At 69.7% G+C, this 17,391-nt stretch carries 15 protein-coding genes; 6 read left to right on the top strand and 9 right to left on the bottom strand.

Annotation, left to right across the window (positions count from 1 at the left end):
- Window positions 1-1,457, top strand: a 1,457-nt coding sequence (locus M4J07_RS27100) for an aldehyde dehydrogenase (RefSeq protein WP_255975680.1), incomplete at its 5' end; no start/stop codon positions are given.
- Complete coding sequence (locus M4J07_RS27095; RefSeq protein ID WP_255975678.1) at window positions 1,454-2,176, top strand: gamma-glutamyl-gamma-aminobutyrate hydrolase family protein; 723 nt, start codon at window positions 1,454-1,456, stop codon at window positions 2,174-2,176. The genes M4J07_RS27100 and M4J07_RS27095, both read left to right, overlap by 4 nt.
- A 13-nt stretch (window positions 2,177-2,189) precedes the next feature.
- On the opposite strand, the gene M4J07_RS27090 is transcribed toward M4J07_RS27095, so the two are convergent.
- Window positions 2,190-2,762, bottom strand: a complete 573-nt coding sequence (locus M4J07_RS27090; RefSeq protein WP_255975676.1) for a MarR family winged helix-turn-helix transcriptional regulator — start codon at window positions 2,760-2,762, stop codon at window positions 2,190-2,192.
- A 244-nt stretch (window positions 2,763-3,006) separates the two neighbouring features.
- Here M4J07_RS27090 and M4J07_RS27085 point away from each other — a divergent pair, with 244 nt between their 5' ends.
- Together M4J07_RS27085 and M4J07_RS27080 are read left to right on the top strand one after the other, a co-directional pair.
- Window positions 3,007-3,402 carry a hypothetical protein gene (locus M4J07_RS27085; RefSeq protein WP_255975675.1) on the top strand — a complete coding sequence of 132 codons (396 nt, stop codon included), beginning with the start codon at window positions 3,007-3,009 and terminating at the stop codon, window positions 3,400-3,402.
- A 57-nt stretch (window positions 3,403-3,459) separates the two neighbouring features.
- Window positions 3,460-3,894, top strand: a complete 435-nt coding sequence (locus tag M4J07_RS27080) for an SMI1/KNR4 family protein (RefSeq protein ID WP_255975673.1) — start codon at window positions 3,460-3,462, stop codon at window positions 3,892-3,894.
- A 39-nt stretch (window positions 3,895-3,933) separates the two neighbouring features.
- Here the strand turns inward: M4J07_RS27080 and M4J07_RS27075 are convergent, their stop codons facing one another.
- From M4J07_RS27075 to M4J07_RS27050, 6 genes are all read right to left on the bottom strand, one after another.
- Complete coding sequence (locus M4J07_RS27075) at window positions 3,934-4,803, bottom strand: arylamine N-acetyltransferase family protein (RefSeq protein WP_255975671.1); 870 nt, start codon at window positions 4,801-4,803, stop codon at window positions 3,934-3,936.
- A 70-nt stretch (window positions 4,804-4,873) separates the two neighbouring features.
- On the bottom strand, window positions 4,874-6,523 hold the full coding sequence (locus M4J07_RS27070) for an extracellular solute-binding protein (RefSeq protein ID WP_255975669.1): 1,650 nt from the start codon (window positions 6,521-6,523) through the stop codon (window positions 4,874-4,876).
- 44 nt (window positions 6,524-6,567) lie between these two features.
- Window positions 6,568-7,455 carry a carbohydrate ABC transporter permease gene (locus tag M4J07_RS27065; protein ID WP_255975667.1) on the bottom strand — a complete coding sequence of 296 codons (888 nt, stop codon included), beginning with the start codon at window positions 7,453-7,455 and terminating at the stop codon, window positions 6,568-6,570.
- On the bottom strand, window positions 7,452-8,306 hold the full coding sequence (locus tag M4J07_RS27060; RefSeq protein ID WP_255975683.1) for an ABC transporter permease: 855 nt from the start codon (window positions 8,304-8,306) through the stop codon (window positions 7,452-7,454). The genes M4J07_RS27065 and M4J07_RS27060 overlap by 4 nt, the downstream gene beginning before the upstream one ends.
- A 228-nt stretch (window positions 8,307-8,534) precedes the next feature.
- Window positions 8,535-9,539, bottom strand: a complete 1,005-nt coding sequence (locus M4J07_RS27055) for a hydroxyacid dehydrogenase (RefSeq protein WP_255975665.1) — start codon at window positions 9,537-9,539, stop codon at window positions 8,535-8,537.
- Window positions 9,540-9,634: 95 nt separating this feature from the next.
- On the bottom strand, window positions 9,635-10,261 hold the full coding sequence (locus tag M4J07_RS27050; protein ID WP_255975664.1) for an SGNH/GDSL hydrolase family protein: 627 nt from the start codon (window positions 10,259-10,261) through the stop codon (window positions 9,635-9,637).
- 633 nt (window positions 10,262-10,894) lie between these two features.
- On the opposite strand from M4J07_RS27050, the gene M4J07_RS27045 reads away from it, so the two are divergent.
- Both M4J07_RS27045 and M4J07_RS27040 read left to right on the top strand, forming a co-directional pair.
- Window positions 10,895-13,609: an exo-rhamnogalacturonan lyase family protein gene (locus M4J07_RS27045; protein WP_255975662.1), complete on the top strand. Its 2,715-nt coding sequence runs from the start codon at window positions 10,895-10,897 to the stop codon at window positions 13,607-13,609.
- 97 nt (window positions 13,610-13,706) lie between these two features.
- Complete coding sequence (locus M4J07_RS27040) at window positions 13,707-14,810, top strand: LacI family DNA-binding transcriptional regulator (RefSeq protein WP_255975661.1); 1,104 nt, start codon at window positions 13,707-13,709, stop codon at window positions 14,808-14,810.
- A gap of 109 nt (window positions 14,811-14,919) precedes the next feature.
- Here M4J07_RS27040 and M4J07_RS27035 read toward each other — a convergent pair whose 3' ends face one another.
- Entirely contained in the window at window positions 14,920-16,266 is a 1,347-nt protein-coding gene (locus M4J07_RS27035; RefSeq protein ID WP_255975659.1) for a right-handed parallel beta-helix repeat-containing protein, read from the bottom strand.
- A gap of 44 nt (window positions 16,267-16,310) precedes the next feature.
- The gene (locus M4J07_RS27030; protein ID WP_255975657.1) at window positions 16,311-17,372 is read right to left on the bottom strand and encodes a rhamnogalacturonan acetylesterase; all 1,062 of its coding nucleotides are present in this window, start codon (window positions 17,370-17,372) and stop codon (window positions 16,311-16,313) included.
- Window positions 17,373-17,391: the final 19 nt, after the last annotated feature.

Below are 17,391 nucleotides of genomic sequence, written 5' to 3'. Positions count from 1 at the left end.
GGGCCAAGGCGTTCCAGCCGTCCGGCGCCCACCTGATCGACGGTGCCGAAGAGGCCGGAGGCGGGGGCGAGTTCACCGCGATCTCGCCGCGCGACGGCCGGAAGCTCGCCTCGGTCGCCGACGGCGGCGAAGCCGAGGTGAACGCCGCCGTCGCCGCCGCACGCCGCGCCTTCGACCACGGCCCCTGGCCCCGCACGGCCCCCGCGGACCGCGGCCGCGCCCTGATCCGGATCGCCGAACTCCTCGACGCACACCGGGCGGAACTGGCCCTCACCGTCAGCCTCGAAATGGGCAAGCCCATCACCGACGCCCACGACATCGAACTGCGGGCCGTCATCAACACGTTCCGCTGGTACGGCCAGCTCGCCGACAAGCTCACCGACGAATCCCCGCACACCCCGCACGACGCGCTCGCCCTCGTCACCCGCGAGCCCGCCGGCGTCGTCGGCGCGGTCGTGCCCTGGAACTTCCCCCTGACCCTGGCGGGCTGGAAGGTCGCCCCCGCGCTGGCCGCAGGCTGCACCGTCGTGCTCAAGCCGTCCGAGAACTCACCCCTGTCCGCCCTCCTCCTGGGCCGCGTCGCCCTCGAGGCAGGCCTCCCGCCGGGCGTCCTCAACGTCGTCAACGGCACCGGCCCCGTGGCCGGCCGCGCCCTCGGCCTGCACCCCGACGTCGACGTCCTGGCCTTCACAGGATCCACCGCCGTCGGCCGCCACTTCCTGCACTACGCCGCCGACTCCAACCTCAAGCGGGTCTGGCTCGAACTCGGCGGCAAGTCACCGAACATCATCCTTCCCGACGCCCCCGACCTGGAGAAGGCCGCCGCCACCGCCGCCTGGGGCATCTTCTTCAACCAGGGCGAGATGTGCACCGCGCCCTCCCGCCTCCTCGTGCACGCCTCCGTCGCCGAACAGGTCACCGAAGCCGTCGTGGCCCGCGCCCGCGCGCTGCGCGTCGGCGACCCCCTCGACCCGGCCACCGAGATGGGCGCCCTCGTCGGCGAACACCACCTCGCCCGCGTCCTCGACCACGTCCGCGCGGGCGGCGACGACGGCGCCCGCATCCGCACCGGCGGCGCCCGCACCCTCACCGACACCGGCGGCGTCTACCTCGAACCCACCGTCTTCGACCACGTCGCCCCCGACAGCCGCCTCGCCCGCGAGGAGATCTTCGGCCCCGTCCTGTCCGTGCTCACCTTCGACGATCTCGACGAGGCCGTCGCTCTCGCCAACGCCACCGAGTACGGCCTCGCCGCCGGCCTGTGGACCTCCGATCTGTCGACCGCACACCAGGTCTCCCGCGCTCTCAAGGCCGGCACGGTGTGGGTCAACTGCTACGAGGAAGGCGACCTGACCGTCCCCTTCGGCGGCATGAAGCAGTCGGGCAACGGACGAGACAAGTCCGCCCACGCCCTGGACAAGTACATGGAACTGAAGACCACCTGGATCCAGCTGTGACGACGACGGCCCGCCCCCTCATCGCGATCCCCGCCCGCTTCTCCGCCTCCACCTCCGCGCTGCGCTACGCCGCCGAGGTCAACGCCCGCGCGCTGATCGAGGCCGTCTGGCGGGCAGGCGGCGAACCGGCCACCATCCACCCCACCGACCCGGCCGACAGCGACGTCGCCGCCCGCCTCGCCCGCTTCGACGGCGTCCTGCTCCCCGGCGGCGGCGACCTCGCACCGCACCGCTACGGAGCACCGGACGCCCACGAGGCGGTCTACGACGTCGACGACCTCCAGGACGCGTTCGACCTCGAAGTCGCCCGCCAGGCGCTGGCGGGCGGGCTTCCGCTCCTGGCGATCTGCCGCGGGCTGCAAGTGGTCAACACCGCGCTGGGCGGCACCCTCCACCAGGACATGGGCGGCCCGCGCCGCGAACACCGGCACGTCCGCCATCCCGTCACCCTCGCCACCGGCTCGGCCCTGGCCCGCATCACCGGGACGGACAAGACCGAAGCCTCCTGCTACCACCACCAGCACGTGGACCGCCTGGGGGAGGGCCTGCACGTCACCGCCCGGGCCGCCGACGAAACGATCGAGGCGGTCGAACTCGCCGACGCCCGCGCCCTGTTCGTAGCGGTGCAGTGGCACCCGGAGGACACCGCGCACGAGGACCCGGCCCAGCAGCGCCTCTTCGACGCACTGGTACGGGCGGCCGGCACCGCCACCCCCTGACGTCCAGCAGGCCTCAGCTCGTGGGCCGGCGCCCGCTCCGGCGCGGCGTCGGCGCCTCGCCGTTCAGCAGCGACTGGCGCCGCTCCTCGCCGCTCTCCTCGACCTGGAGCACTACCTTGCGCAGCCCGTCGGCGAGACCACTGCACTCGTCGTCGCTCAGCCGGGACGTGACGAACGCTTCCTCGTCGTTGAACGCGGGGAACACCTCACGCATGAAGTCCTCGCCCTCGTCGGTCAGGGCCAGCAGCACGAGCCGTCCGTCGGTCGGATGGCCGGCCCGGCGCAACAGCCCGCGCGACACCAGCGTGCGGGCCACGCCGGTCAGCGTGCCCTTGGAGATGCCCGCCTCCTCGGCGACGTGCCGGGTCTCCGACTCGCCCCACACCCAGACCACCCACAGCACCACGAACGCGGTCCAGGTGAGATCCGATCCGCGCAGCACCGAGTTCTCCAGATGCTGACGCACGGCGGACGCGGCCCGGTAGATGTTGGCCACCGCGGCCATCTGCTCCCGGCGGACGGGAATCCCACCGAGCTTCGCCTCCGCGAGCTTCTCTGCCTCGCTGATGGACCGCTGGCTGGGCACGGGCCCCCCTCGCATCGTCACCGACCCGGGACCGGGTCTCCCTGGGTCATTCGACCTCAAATTGTACGGTCGGGGTGACCGCATCACCTCGACCAGGAGTCGTGGATCCGGAGCAACCCGTTCGACCTGCCTGGCCTGCCCGTTTTCAACAGGGCTGAAATGCCTGGCCGCGCATGCCCACGTCAGCCATGCTCCAGAGGTCGTCAAGAACCTGAAGGATCCACTCACCGACAACGGGGGAATCATGAACATCCGCAAGCGCCTCGCCGCCACGGCCGTGACCGCCGCGCTCGCCGGCGCCGGGCTGGTGGGAACGGCATCCACCGCCAGTGCGGCCACCTGCTACGGCAGCGCCCACAGTTACACCAAGCCCGAGGGCTACGTCTGGAATCCGGGCACCGCGGGCAAGTACTACACGACAACCAGCAACTGCGCCGACATCAACATCAAGACCACCCGCAGCGTCAAGGTGACCGCCTGCTTCTACCCGACGAACGCCGATCCCTTCTGCGCTGCGGGCGGGTACAAGACCACCACGGCGGGGGTGTGGAAGGTGCTGGCGACGGACGTCAAGGACGGCACCAAGTTCAAGTTCATGTTCTACAGCCCCACGGCGTCCAGCGGCGTCTGGGCAGCCTGAGTTCGGCACCCGCCGCCCCCTGGGCCTTGTGGCCGCCGGCCCTGAGATGCTTGGCCGATGTGGCGCGAACTGATCCTGGAACTGTCGGCGGACGCGGAAATCGCCGAGCCCGCGACCAGCGGGGCACTGGCCGACGTCGAGCGTGTGCTGGGGCAGCCGCTTCCCGGGGATCTCGCGCTCCTGCTCCGCGAGTGCAACGGAGTGCGCGGGGACTACGGAACCGACGTGGTGTGGAGTGCTGAGCGGATGGCGGAGGAGAACGCGGCCTTCCGCACCTCGGCCGACTTCGCCGAGCTCTACATGCCGTTCGAGCCGCTGATGTTCTTCGGGGACAACGGTGGCGGAGACCAGTTCGCCTTCGTCAGGATCCCGGCGCGCGAGGACGTGTTCGTCTGGGATCACGAGACGGACGGGCGTTCGTGGGCGGCGAACGGGCTGGAGGACTACCTGCGTCGAGCCATGGAGGACTCAGGGGACTGGTGGCGGAACTGACGGCTCGTTCGCAGCGGACGTGCCGGGGCGGGGCGGTGGCTACGTGGTGGGGTGCGAGGCAGCGGTGAGTTCGGTCAGCCGGGTGACCAGGAGGTCGGCCTCCGTGGGGTCGAGGTGGATGGCGAAGACGTCGGCCAGGAGTTTGGGGGCCTCGTGGGGGCGGATCGTCTCGGTCACCGGGTCCTGGCCCGGTCGTTCGGTGGTCCAGAGGAGGGTGTCCAGGGTGTCGTGGCGCTCCGTCGTCAGCCGCTGGATGTAGGGGCGGATGACGAAGGGGGAGCGGTCGTGGGTGGCGACGAAGTGGTTGCCGAGGGTGTAGTCGATGGGGTACTGCGGGGTCTCGGTGAAGACCTGGCGCACGGCCCAGCCGTCGGGGCCCTCCTTGCCTTCCCCACGCTGGAGGACCGCCCAGCCCGGCGAGCCGTGGGTGATGACCTGGCGGCGGAGCAGGTACGGCCACGGACCGGCGTCGCTGCGGGCGCCGTCGACGAGCTCGATGGGCTCCAGCGGGCTGGCGCCGAAGCCGATGTCGACCAGCCAGCGGGTGCCGTCCAGGTCGACGATCAGCATGGCGTGCGTCGCCGGACGAGGGCTGGTGGAGTCCGCACCCAGCTGGACCCGGCCCGAGACGGCGGTGAAGCGGAACCCGAGCTTCTCCAGTGCGGCGGCGAAGAGCACGGTGTGCTCGTAGCAGTAGCCGCCCCGGCCCCTGCGGAGCAGCTTGTCCTGCACCGAGGGCAGGTCGAGGCGCACGTCGCGGTACAGGAAACTGTCCAACGTGTCCCACCGCAGGGTCAGCACATGGGCGCGCTGCAGGGCCCGCAGCGTGGTGAGGGTGGGGGCCCGCTCGCCCTCGTGTCCGAGGTGACCGAGGTAGGCGTCCAGGTCGAGTTGCTCGCTGCTCCACATACCAAGGTCAACTTCCCGTCCGGCGGGCGCTATTCCCGGGAACCAGCGCCCGCCCGGGGTCATCGCCACGTCAGCTGTTGGCGGCGTGTTCCTTGGCGAGCTCCTCGGCGATCTTGTCGCCGCCGCGGGAGCGCCACTTCTTCACCGCCGCGTCGAGGTCGGACATGCCGGACCGCCCGGCGATCACCGCGGTGACGGCGTCGTCCATCAGCGCCCGCAGCGTGGCGCCCTGGGCGACGAGGGTGCGCGAGACGAGACCGAACGAGGCGTCGCGGATGGTGACCGGGACGACCTTCTGCTGCCAGGCGTGCAGGGCGCGGACCGCCTCGGGGCGACCCGGCACGAACAGCACCTGCGGCCCCTCGGCCAGATAGCGGAAGGGCAGGTTGGTGATGTTCTCCACCTCGCCGAGCTTGGTGCGCTCCGGGGAACCGTCCTTGGCACGGTTGAAGTGGACGCCCTCGACGCCGAACTGCATCAGCTCCCACTCCTTCGTACCGAAGGGCGACGCCAGGTAGTCGAGGACGCGCAGCAGCATCTGGATGCGCTCCTTCTTGGCCTTCTTCAAGATGGTGTACCCGAAGGAACGGCGGGCCGCGACGTGGCCTCCAGGCGTGCCGTCGACCGCGTAGGGCAGCGCGGGCGCCGGCGTCAGCAGTCCCTTCGTGTCCGGGTAGAGCGTCGTGTACGCGCCGAAGCCGTTCTGCATCGAGCCGACCGTGCCGTTGAGGAACAGCGTGTTGAGATCGGGGGAGGACAGGGACGTCGCGTCCGGGTGGTACGAGCCGTTCTTGCGCAGCTGGACCTGGTAGGCGACGGCCTGCCGGTACCGCTCGTCGGTGTAGTTGGCGTGGAACGCGCCGTTCTTGTCGACGGCCCAGCCCTGCGGGGCGTGGTGGGCGGCGGAGTGGACGCCGTTGCAGAAGTTGGAGCCGACGGCCGCGCCCAGCGCGTACGTCTTGCCGTGCGTGGCCTTCTTGGCGACGGCGGCGAAGTCCTCGTCGGTCCAGCCGTCCTTCATGCCGGCGTCCTCGAACATGCCCTGGTTGACCCAGAGGGTCGAGCCGGTCACCGGGCGTTCGAGCGGGATGCCGTAGATCTGCCCGCCGATGCGGCCCATGTCGCGCCAGGCGTGCGTGGGGATGCCCGCCAGATTGGGGTAGTCGGCGACCGCGTCACCGGACAGGTAGGGCGTGAGGTCCTGGGCGCGCGTCTGCACGAACTGCTGCTCGCGCGGCAGGGTGTAGCCGGAGAACATGTTGATGATGTCCGGCAGCGCGTCCGCGTCACCCGCCATGACCGTGGCCATCTTCTTCTGGTAGTCGGCCTGCGGGATGACCGTGTACTCGACCTTGATGCCGAGCGCCTTCTCCACGGCCTTCCAGTACTGGTTCTGGGCCGCGGCCTTCGGAGGAGTGCCGAAGGTGACGGACATGACCTTGATGGTGCTGCCGTCGCCCGGGGTGCGCTTGACCGCCGTGGCCAGGTCGGAGGGGTAGCGGGTGTATCCGGCCTGGACGCCCGCCTCGGTCGGGGCGAGGTCCGGCTGGGCGCCGGCGGGTGCCTTGTACGCGGGCCAAGGGGCCTGCTTCTTGCCCGCGTTGGTGACGTCCCCGCCTCCCGAGGAGTCGGAGCAGGCGGTGAGCAGCGGGGAGGCGGCGGCCGCGGCTCCCGCGACGGCCACGGTGCGCAGGACGGTTCTCCGCGATATTCCGGGCATGACTGATCGACCTTTCGAGCGGCTCGTACGGAGGAAGGTGAGGGTCAGCTCTTGATGGCGCCGGTGAGCACGCCCTTGGTGAAGTACTTCTGAAGGAAGGGGTAGACCAGCAGGATGGGGGCGGTGGCGAGCACCAGGACGGCCATCTGCACGGTCTGCGGGGCGTTGACGGTGCCCTCGCCGGTGGTGGTGTCGGTCAGGCCCTCACCGGCCACCACGTAGGTGCGCAGCACCTGTTGGAGCGGCCAGTGGTCGCTCTCCATGTACAGCGAGGCGTAGAACCAGGAGTTCCAGTACGCCACCGCGTAGAACAGGCCGACCACGGCGAGGGCGGCCTTCGACAGCGGGAGCACGATGCTGAACAGGACGCGCAGGTCGCCGGCGCCGTCGAGCCGGGCGGCCTCGTACAGCTCCTCGGGGATGCCCTGGAAGAAGCCGCGCAGGACGACGAGGTTGAAGACATTGACCAGCACGGGCAGGACCAGCGAGGCGTAACTGTCCAGCAGGCCCAGCTCCTTGACCACGAGGAAGCTGGGGATCATGCCGGGCGGGAACAGGAAGGTGAACAGGACCAGCAGCAGGATCGGCTTGCGGCCGTAGACCTGGGGGCGGGACAGCGCGTAGGCCAGGAACACCGTGGCGGCGAGGCTGAGCAGCGTACCGATCAGGGTGACGCCGACGCTGACGCCGAGCGCGTGGGTGACGATGCCGCCGTCGAGGATGTCGCGGTACGCGTCCAGGGTGGGGTGTTGCGGCCACAGGACCCAGCCGCCGTTGGCCACCACTTCGCGCGGGGACGCGAGTGAGGTCGCCACGATGGTCAGGAAGGGGACGCACACCAGCGCGACGACGGCGACGAGGGCGACTACCTTGCCCGCCTGCGTGACGGGCCTCGGCTTCTCCATCCAGCCGGGGCGTGCTTGCGTGCTCATCTGTAGACCCCCTGCTCCCCGAGTCGGTGGGCCACTTTGTTGGCCGCGTAGACGAGTGCGGCCCCGATGAGGCCCTTGAAGAGTCCGGCCGCCGCGGCGTATCCGTAGTCGCCGCCGACGATGCCCTGGTAGTAGACGAACGTGTCGATGATCTCGGCGGCCTGCGGGCCGACCGCGTCGCGCTGGAGCAGCATCTGCTCGAAGCCGACGGAGAGGATGTCGCCGAGCCGCATGATCAGCAGCAGCACGACCACGGGACGGATCGAGGGCAGGGTGACGTGCCAGAAGCGCCGCCAGGGGCCCGCGCCGTCGATGGCGGCGGCCTCGTACTGCTGCTCGTCCACCTGGGAGAGCGCGGCGAGGAAGATGATGGTGCCCCAGCCGGCGTCCTTCCAGATCACCTGGGCGACGACGAGCGGTTTGAAGGCGTCGGGGTTGCCGACGATGTCGACGGTGTGCAGACCCGCGTCGCCGAGGAACCCGTTCACCATCCCGGTGTCGCCGAGCACCTGCTGGAACAGGGCGACGACGATCACCCACGACACGAAGTGCGGCAGGTAGGCGACCGACTGGACGAACCGGCGGACGGTGCCCCAGGTGAGGCTGTGCAGCAGCAGGGCGAGGGCCAGCGGGACCGGGAAGTAGAAGACCAGCTGCAGCACGGCGATCAGCATGGTGTTGATCACCGAGTGCCAGAAGTCGCCGTCCTGGAGCATCCGTTGGAAGTTGTCGAGGCCGACCCAGGGACTGCCCCAGATGCCGTCGAACGGCACGTAGTCCTTGAAGGCGATGACGTTGCCGACGAGGGCCCCGTAGTGGAAGACCAGGAAGTAGGTGAAGGTGCCGAACATGAGCAGGGACAGCACGAGGCTGCGCCTGCTGCGAGGGTGGTGTCGCTTGGTTCGAGCGCCGGACGCTGGCGGGGAAGGACGACCTTGTGCCGTTCTTCCGGGGCGCTCGCGCAGCAGGTGTGCCACGGAGCCTCCTCGGCTGTGAAGGGATGTCGGACGGGAACTGAAACGTTTGAGTGGGGTGCGGGCGGGTGATGCCGGCCGGTGGTGCGGACCGGCCAGGACGGGTCAGGCGCGCAGCAGCAGGGCGTGCGAGGAGACGGAGTGCAGGGGCGCTGAACCCCCGCTGATGCGGCGGAGTTCGGCGATCACCAGGCGGCCCATCCCGCGCCGTTCGCCGCCGACCGTGCCGGCGACGTGGCCGGTGAGCATCACGTTGGGCAGCGCGTACAGGAGGGAAGAGGCCGGCAGGGGTTCGACGGTGGTCACATCGAGCACGGCGTACAGGTCGGGGCGTTCCTGCAGCACGCGAATGAGCCCGTCCTCGTCGAGCACCGCACCGCGCGCCGTGTTGATCAGCGTGGCGTCCCGAGGCAGCAGGCGCAGCAGGTCCTCGGTGATCAGCCTTTCCGTCCGGCCCGGGATCAACGGGGTGTGCACGCTGAGCACTTGGGCCCGGCGGAACAGCTCGTCGATGCCCGCCGCCCGCTCCACCTGCGCGGCACGGAAGACCTCGTCGGTGACGAAGGGGTCCCAGGCGATCACGTCCGCCTCCAGCCGGCGCAGCAGCGCGGCCGTCTTGCGGGCCACGGACCCGAAGGAGATCAGTCCCACGGTCTGCCGGTAGATGCCCGGGATGTGCTCGAGCGGTGGGAGTCCGGTCTCGGACTTGATGCGGTGGGACCGTCGGTGCACGTCCTTGAGCGCGAGGACGGTCTGTGCGTAGACGTACTCGGCCACCGGCTCGTTGTTGGCGTCGGCGGCCGAGACCACGACGATCCCGCGGGCCCAGACCGCGTCACTGACGATCTTGCGGACGGATCCCGCAGCGTGGACCACGACCCGCAGCGACGGCAGTTCGCGCAGGAGGTCCTCGGTGAGGCGGGGCATGCCCCAGGACGTGATGAGCACGTCGATCTCGGCGCGTCGCGGGTGCAGGGCCAGGGCCTGACCGTCGTGGCAGTCGGCCACGACGTCGACCAGGCCCGCGAGTTCTTCCCATTGGGCCGGGCCGAACACTTCGTTCCTGAGCGCGGGACCCAGGACGACAGCGGCCCGAAGACGCGAGGACAACCGGTGCTCCTTCGAATGATGGGGAGTCGCCCGGACCGGGGTGCCGGGCCGGGGGAGGCCGGATCGCTCCGGCGGACGGTGGGGGACCGGCGGCTTCATGACGCGGTGGTCAGGGCCAGCCAGGCCGAGGCGAGGACGTCGTGCCCGGTCTCCGTCAGGTGGACGCCGTCCGTGGTGAGGGCCGATGGGTCGCCATGGGTACGGGCGGCCTGGTTGAGCAGGCCGTCAGCGGCAAGCAGTTGCGCGTCGAACTCCTCGGCCAGGCGCCGCACCACGGAGATGCGCCGGTCGAGATCCTCGCGCCAGGCCCATTGCTGCGCTCGTACGGGAAGCAGGAAGGGTTCTACCAGGACCAGCAGGCTGCCCTGCTTCGCGGAACGTGCCAGGACGTCGCAGTACGAGCGTTCGTACGCGTCGGTCGAGGTCGGGTCGTCGCGGTCGAAGCGGCGCCACGTGTCGTTCACGCCGACCAGGACCGACACCAGGTCCGGGCGCAGCGTGAGGGTGTCCTCCTGCCAGCGCCGGGCCAGATCAGCGGCGCGGTCGCCGCTGATGCCGCGGTTGACGACACGCAGGTCCGGACGCGTGCCGGCCAGGGTGTGGGCGATGCGGCTGACGAAGCCGTGGCCCAGGTCGGAGCTGTCGCCGGGGTCGCGTTTCGCGGCCGTGATGCTGTCGCCCTGGAACAACAGGCGGCCGTCCGTGAGCAGTTGGAAAGCCATGCCCCCTCCTCTCGTCGCGCAGGTGTGCCCCGGTGACCGCATGCCTGCGATGGGGCGGGAGCGTGAGGAAAAACGATTCAAGAGAGCCGCTGACGTCGCGGCGATACGCATTGTGCACGGAGAGCGTCGCTTGGACAATATTCTTCACACAGAATCATGTTGATTCATTGGCGAGTGGTACGGGAGCGTCTCCGGAAGCTGCGCATCGAGGCTCCCGACCTGCGGCAAAGTCCCTGCTGCACTGGAGAGGTGGGTCCGCGGGGGACGGGTTCACCCCGCGGAGCCGCCTCATCCTCTCGACGCATTTTGCGTCAGATCTGGTCCTGCTGATGCGCATGGTGTAAGCATGTCCGTCGGCAGCGCATCCTCGCCGGACCTCAACGGCCGCTCGCGCCACGCCACTTCATGCTGCTCGTAGTCGTCATCCCTCGTGCACCACTGAACCGGGGATGACCGTCTCGGATGAGCCGACGCCCCGTCTCGCGCTCACCGTGATCATCGCGATCACCGCGATCGCCTCACCACCGGCCGGATCCGGGCGTCCCCGTCCGTGCTTCCTCGCTCACCGCATGGCGTCATCGTGGCGCCGTCACAAGGGAGTTGAACTCTGTGGTCCAGATCAGCAGACGATCCATGCTTGCCGGCGCGGCAGCGGGCGGAGCCGCTGTCCTGCTCACTCCGCCCTCGGCGGCGCACGCCGACCAGGTGCGCGACCGGACCGCGAGCACCCCGCTGAGGGCCGAGGGGCACGACCCGGTCACCCTCCACTGGCTGGAGAAGGACACTCCGGCCGAGCTGACCGGAGGAACCACGTGGGGAGTTCCGTGGCCGGCCGGCTCCTTCGGGCCCGACCAGAAGTTCTCCCTCGCCACCGCGTCGGGTGAGCAGGTGCCGGTGCAGAGCTGGCCGACGGGTTTCTGGCCGGACGGCTCGGTCAAGTGGACGGCCCACGCGCTCAGTTCGACGGCCGCACGCTCCGCCACCTACACGCTCGCCGCCGGAGGGCCGGCCACGGCGGACGACGCGGTCACCGTGCACGCGGGCCGCGACCAGTACACCGTGAGCACGGGCGTGATCGAGGTGGTCTTCCCGCGCAAGGGCGACCGCCTGATCTCCGAGATCCGCCGCGGCAACACGGTGATCGCCAAGGACGGCCGACTCGTCGCGTCCCGGCAGGACCGGCCCGACACCGACGGCGCCCCGGTCATCAAGACCGAGTCCTTCACCGGCTTCGTCAGCTCCATCAAGGTGGAGCAGGACGGACCCGTCCGTGCGGTGATCAAGGTGGAGGGCAAGCACCAGAAGGGACGCCGCGCCTGGCTGCCCTTCAGCGTGCGGTTCTACTTCTACGCCGGATCCGACGCGATCCGCACTGTGCACACCTTCGTCTTCGACGGCAACGAGAACAAGGACTTCCTGAACGGGCTCGGCATCCGGTTCACCGTGCCGATGCGCGGCGAACTGCACGACCGGCACATCCGCTTCGCAGGCCAGGGCAAGGGCGTCCTCTCCGAAGCGGTGCGCGGCATCACCGGGCTGCGCCGCGATCCCGGGGCGGCCGTGCGCACCGCGCAGCACGAGGGCCGGGCGACCCCGGCCACCAGCACCTGGGACAGCCGGGTCACCTCACGCCTGCAGTGGATCCCCGCGTGGGGCGACTACAGCCTGAGCCAGCTCAACGCCCACGGCTTCGAACTGCGCAAGCGCACCAAAGTGGGCCACTCCTGGGTCCGCGTCGACGGCGGCAAGCGCGCCGAGGGCCTGGCGTACGTGGGCTCGCCGAGCGGTGGATTCGCCTTCGGCATGCGCAACTTCTGGCAGCTGCACCCCACCGAGCTGCAGATCGAAGGCGCCGCCGGGGACGAGGCGCAGACGACGGTGTGGATGTGGTCGCCGCGGGCCGGCGCCATGGACCTGCGCTTTTACCACGACGGGATGGGCCAGGACACCTACCCCGAGCAGCTCGACGCCCTGGAGATCACGTACGAGGACTACGAGCCGGGCTTCGGTACGCCCTACGGCGTGGCCCGCACCACCGAGATGACCTTCTGGGCCCTGGGCGAGACGCCGACCGCCGAGCGCTTCTCCCAGCTCGCGGCCGCCAACGCCACACCGCCGCTGCTGGCCAGCAGCCCTGAACACAACCACTCCGCGAAGGTGTTCGGCTCCTGGAGCCCGGTCGACCGGACGGCTGCGGCCAAGGCCGAGTTCGAGGACAAGCTGCAGGCGATGCACGACTACCACCGCGGTCAGGTGGACCAGCGTTCCTGGTACGGGTTCTGGGACTACGGCGACATCATGCACAGCTACGACGGCACCCGGCACAGCTGGTGCTACGACGTCGGTGGTTACGCCTGGGACAACTCCGAGCTCTCCACGGACCTGTGGCTCTGGTACCACTACCTGCGCACCGGCGACGCGACGGCCTTCCGCTTCGTCGAGGCCATGTCCCGTCATACCGGTGAGGTGGACATGTACCACATCGGCAAGTACCAGGGCCTGGGCACCCGGCACGGCGTCATGCACTGGGGCGACAGCGCCAAGCAGGTGCGCATCAGCAATGCCGGTTACAAGCGGTTCCACTACTTCCTCACCGCTGACGAGCGGGTCGGCGACGTCCTGCACGAACTCGTCGACGCCGACCGGAGCTTCCTCGTCCTCGACCCCGGACGGAAGATCAGGGAGGGCGACCCGTTCGAGCCCGACCCCAAGGCCATGCCGGTCAGCACCACCACCGACTGGGGCGCGCTGGCCATGGCCTGGCTCGCCGAATGGGAGCGGGGCGGCAATCCGATCGCGAAGAAGAAGCTCCTCAACGGAGCGCAGACCATCGCGGCCCTGCCCAACGGCTGGGTGCAGAGCGGAGCCATCACCTACAACCTCGCCGACGGCAAGTTCACGGGGCCCAGCGAGCCGAGCGTGTCGGTGGGATCGCTCAGTTCGGTCTTCGGTCTCATCGAGGTCATGACCGAGGTCGTCGCCCTCACCGACGACGAGACGGTCAAGAAGCAGTGGGTGAACTTCTGCCGGTTGTACAACGCGACCAAGGCCGAGCAGAAGGAAGCCACGGGATCGGACTGGGGCAACCTCAACCTGCGGCAGGCCTACGCCCGCGCGACCGCCTACGCAGCCAGCCGGCTCGACGACACCGCCCTGGCCAAGCGGGCCTGGCAGGAACTGCGTACCGGTGCCGCCGGCTACCCCGACGACCACGACTTCTCCGCGCACCGTGTCGAGGGCCCCGACGTACTCAACCCGGTCGACGAAGCCAGCCTTTCGGCCAATGCCAGCGCCCAGTTCGGCCTGGCCGCCATCCAATGCCTGGCCCTCGTCGGTGACGAAATCTGACATCGACGACAACCTGTCGCAGGGAACGCCCCAGCTCGGAGCATGATCGAGCAGCTTCCTCTACGATCGTCAAGAATTGTTCACCAGAGGGGGCCTTATGACTGACATGCTCGTCGCCCAGCGGCGTGAGCAACTGCTCAACGAGCTGCAGGCGTCCGGCGGCCTCAAGGTCATCGACCTCGCAGCACGTCTGGGCGTCTCCCGCGCGACCGTCCGGCGCGATCTTCTCGACCTGGAGAACGAAGGGAAACTGAGCCGCGTACGGGGTGGCGCGATGCTGGCCACCACGCACGACGGCGCAGCGCAGACGCAGGCCGCCGTGCCGGCGCCCCGGTCGGCCGTCGTGCCGGACGGGCCGACGGTGGGCCTGATCGTGCCTTCGGCGACGTACTACTACCCGCGGGTCGTCGCCGGCGTCCAGGCGGTGGCGGCCGAGCGGGGCGCCCGGGTGGTGATCACCCTCTCCGACTACAGCGGCGACAGCGACGCACAACGCATCGCGGAGCTGGCCGCATCGGGCGCCTCCGGGCTCTTGGTGGCTCTGCCCGGCGGCCACGACCTGCCGGAGAAGAACCTCCAGGACCTCGAAGACCTGGGTCTGCCCTTCGTACTGCTGGAGCGGCAGCCCCACGACCCCTTCGCGGCCTGCGAGTTCGTGGCGTCCGACCATCGCCAGGGGGCCTTCGCCGCGGTGCGGCACCTCGCCGGACTCGGCCACCACAAGGTGGCCCTGTTCACCAACGGCAGCCCCACCGCCGCGCTGCTGCGCGAAGGGCACAGGGCGGCGCTGGACAACCTCGGCCTGGACGCGGACGTGCCGGTCGTGGACAGCGGGCGGCCGACGCTGGGATCGGCCGAGGCGACGCAGTGCTACGACCGGTTCCTCGGCGCCTGCCGCGAAGGCGGTGTCCGGGCCGCGCTCGTCCACTCCGACCACGACGCGATCGAACTGCTGCGCCGGATGCGGCTGCAAGGGCTCCAGGCTCCGAAGGATCTTGCCCTCATCGCGTACGACGACGAGATCGCTTCCCTGGCCGATGTCCCGCTCACCGCGGTGGCGCCGCCCAAGCACACGCTCGGCGAGTACGCGGCGCGCCTGCTCCTCGACCGTCTGGCGGCGCCGGATCCGGCTGCCGTACCCATCCGTCAGATGCTCCTGCAGCCCCGCCTGACGATCAGGTCGTCCTGCGGAACCGTCTGAACCGACACCCCCTGCCCCTCGACCCGTTGACCTCCTGAGGCCCGCTCGGCACCCCGAGCGGGCCTCAGTCGTGCTCTGAGCGAATCACGTTGCGTCAACGTGGGATGGTTCAGGAGACCTCGAACGCGCCGAGGTCGGGGGCTCGGCCCTTGTACGGCAGTCCTACGGGCGTGCCCTGGTCGATCAGGTCGCTCTTCGCCGTGGGACGCAGGTACGGCAGGTCGGGCAGACTGCCGTCGGGACGGCGCGGGGCGTCCCACCCGGTGGTCGCCACGCTCTGGAACTGCCCGTCGGACAGTGGTGTACCGAGGTCCCACGTGTTGTGGTCCGCGTCCGTGCCGGTCATGTTCGACGTCGGCGTGCCGCCGTAGGCGACGTTGTTGCGGAGGTTGCCCAGACCGGTGGCCTCGCCGGTGGGCGAGACGCCGAGCATGTTGAAGTCGGGGTGGTTGGCGAAGCCGGTGTTGTTGAAGAAGTCGTTCGCGACGGTGTGGTGGTTCGCGTAGAAGCCGGCCGCCCGGTTGCCGAAGGCGACGGACCGGCGCACGGTGTGCTTCACCCCGCCCGTGACGTATGTGCCGCCGTACCCACCGGCCTTGAAGCCGTTGCCGTCACCGGACCGGGTTGCGGTGCCCGGCACGTAGCCGCTGGACCACGCCCATGACGACTCGATGGTCACCGACGACAGTGCGTTGATCAGGTCGAAACCGTCGTCCGAGTTGTTCCAGGCCCGGCAGGCCCGGAACACGTTGCCGGGGTTGTTCGCGGGGATGTGGGCGCCGAACCCGTCGGCATTGGTCCCGGCACCGCTGGAGCTGTTCGGGTCGTAGTTGTCGTGCGAGTCGGTGTCGAGGACGAGGTTGCCGCCACCGCCCTGGACGAACAGGCCAGGACCCATGATGTGGTGGATGTCGAGCTGTTCGTAGGTGTTGTCGCTGCCGGAGTTCCACACGCCCCAGGACTCGTGGTTGAGGGTGTTGTTCTGCGGAACACCGGTGATCTCCAGCCCCTTCAGGTGGATCCAGCTTCCGGTGACGTCGACGCCCTTGATCCGGCAGTCGTCCGTCATGCCCGTGAAGTCGAGGACCGGGACCTCGCCGGGGTAGGCCCAGTAGCGGATCGGGCTGCCCGGGGTACCGCTCTTGTCCAGCGTGATGGCGTCGACCCGGGCGGTCCGGCTCGTGCACGTGGTGGTGGCGTGGGTGTAGTCGTACGTGCCGCCGCGGACGTAGACGGTGTCGCCGGGTTCGGCGACGGTCTGGGCATGGGCGATCGATGCCCAGGGGGAGTCCTTGGTACCGGCCGCGCTGTCGCTGCCGTCGGGCGCGACGTAGTACGCGCCGGCGGCTGCCGGGTGTGGCTTGTGAGGTGCTGGTGCGCTGAACGCGGTGGTCGGGCCGGTGACGACGGCGAGGACGCTCACGATGACGGCTGAGCTCAGCAGAGCTCGTGCCACGGGCCGGGACGGTCTCATCGGCACACTCCGATGCGTCGGACGGGTCACCGGACGACAGCGGCGGGGAGGAGTCCTTGTGCCTTGAGGTCTTCCAGCACGAGACCGGCGAACGTGGTGGCTCCGTACACCGAGGTGTGCGTGTTGTCCCCGTTGATGTTGGTCAGGTAGAGGTCACCGGACCCGGCGGGGCCCAGGCTCTCGACGAGTCCCTGGGTCATGGCCGTCAGGTCGACGAGGGGTACGTCCAGTTCCGCGGCCAGCGAGCGCATCTCGACGGGGAGGTTGGCGGCCATGACGTGCAGGGCGACGGAGTTGAGGGTGCCGTCGCTGTTGAACCGGCGGCGCACGATGGGCGTGACGAAGACCGGCTCGCCGCCCTTGGCCCTGACCCGCTGCGCCATGGTCGTGAGGTTCCTGCGGTAGTCGGCGGCCGTGGTGGTCTTGTCGTTGTGGGCGAGCTGGATGAGCACCAGGTCGCCCTTGCGGATCTGGGCTTCGAGGGCGTCGAACAGGGCCGGGTTGTCCACGAAGGTCTGCGACGACTCGCCCGAGTCCGCGTAGTTGGCGATCGAGACGCCGCGCCGGAGGAACTGGGTGATCTCCTGCCCCCATCCCGTGTAGGGCTCGGCGGCCTGGTCGCACACGGTCGAATCGCCGGCCAGGAGGAGCTTGGGCACCCGTCTGGCCGGGGTGACCTTCAGCCCGGCGACCTGCGAGGCGGATCCTTCGAACCGCAGGTCCAGGCCGGGACTCCCCGTGGGTCCGGTCGGCTCGCCCTCGGGGTCGCGGACGTTCACGGTGAAGCTGCGCGGTGTCACGCGGCCGGCGGCGGTCGAGGTCTCCGGGAGCATCGCACGACGTGTCTCCGCAAAGACGCTGGTGCTGCCCGCGGCTCGCCCGCCGAGCAGGGCGCTGACGGTGTAGTTGCCGGGAGGCACGTCGAAGTGGCAGACGATGCTGGTGGTTCCCGAGCACTCGGCAGGCAGCCCGGAGGTGTGGCGTTGCGCGGCGTGGGCGGGGCCCGCCAACAGCGTCGCCAGTCCGATCACAGTGGTGACCAGGGCAGTCGTGTGCGTGGCTCTGCGGATCGATGGGGTGGAAGGCATGACTGATTCCCTTCAGCGT

This window comes from Streptomyces longispororuber, assembly GCF_024448165.1.
Classification (GTDB): domain Bacteria; phylum Actinomycetota; class Actinomycetes; order Streptomycetales; family Streptomycetaceae; genus Streptomyces; species Streptomyces longispororuber_A.
This window is presented reverse-complemented; position numbering and strand designations above follow the sequence as displayed.

What these genes read in the sequence shown, in the direction of transcription:
- M4J07_RS27070 (WP_255975669.1), bottom strand. Translation starts at nt 6,523, where the DNA reads ATGCCCGGAATATCGCGGAGAACCGTCCTGCGCACCGTGGCCGTCGCG.
- M4J07_RS27045 (WP_255975662.1), top strand. Translation starts at nt 10,895, where the DNA reads ATGCTTGCCGGCGCGGCAGCGGGCGGAGCCGCTGTCCTGCTCACTCCG.
- M4J07_RS27075 (WP_255975671.1), bottom strand. Translation starts at nt 4,803, where the DNA reads ATGTGGAGCAGCGAGCAACTCGACCTGGACGCCTACCTCGGTCACCTC.
- M4J07_RS27065 (WP_255975667.1), bottom strand. Translation starts at nt 7,455, where the DNA reads ATGAGCACGCAAGCACGCCCCGGCTGGATGGAGAAGCCGAGGCCCGTC.
- M4J07_RS27040 (WP_255975661.1), top strand. Translation starts at nt 13,707, where the DNA reads ATGACTGACATGCTCGTCGCCCAGCGGCGTGAGCAACTGCTCAACGAG.
- M4J07_RS27030 (WP_255975657.1), bottom strand. Translation starts at nt 17,372, where the DNA reads ATGCCTTCCACCCCATCGATCCGCAGAGCCACGCACACGACTGCCCTG.
- M4J07_RS27060 (WP_255975683.1), bottom strand. Translation starts at nt 8,306, where the DNA reads ATGTTCGGCACCTTCACCTACTTCCTGGTCTTCCACTACGGGGCCCTC.
- M4J07_RS27080 (WP_255975673.1), top strand. Translation starts at nt 3,460, where the DNA reads ATGTGGCGCGAACTGATCCTGGAACTGTCGGCGGACGCGGAAATCGCC.
- M4J07_RS27085 (WP_255975675.1), top strand. Translation starts at nt 3,007, where the DNA reads ATGAACATCCGCAAGCGCCTCGCCGCCACGGCCGTGACCGCCGCGCTC.
- M4J07_RS27050 (WP_255975664.1), bottom strand. Translation starts at nt 10,261, where the DNA reads ATGGCTTTCCAACTGCTCACGGACGGCCGCCTGTTGTTCCAGGGCGAC.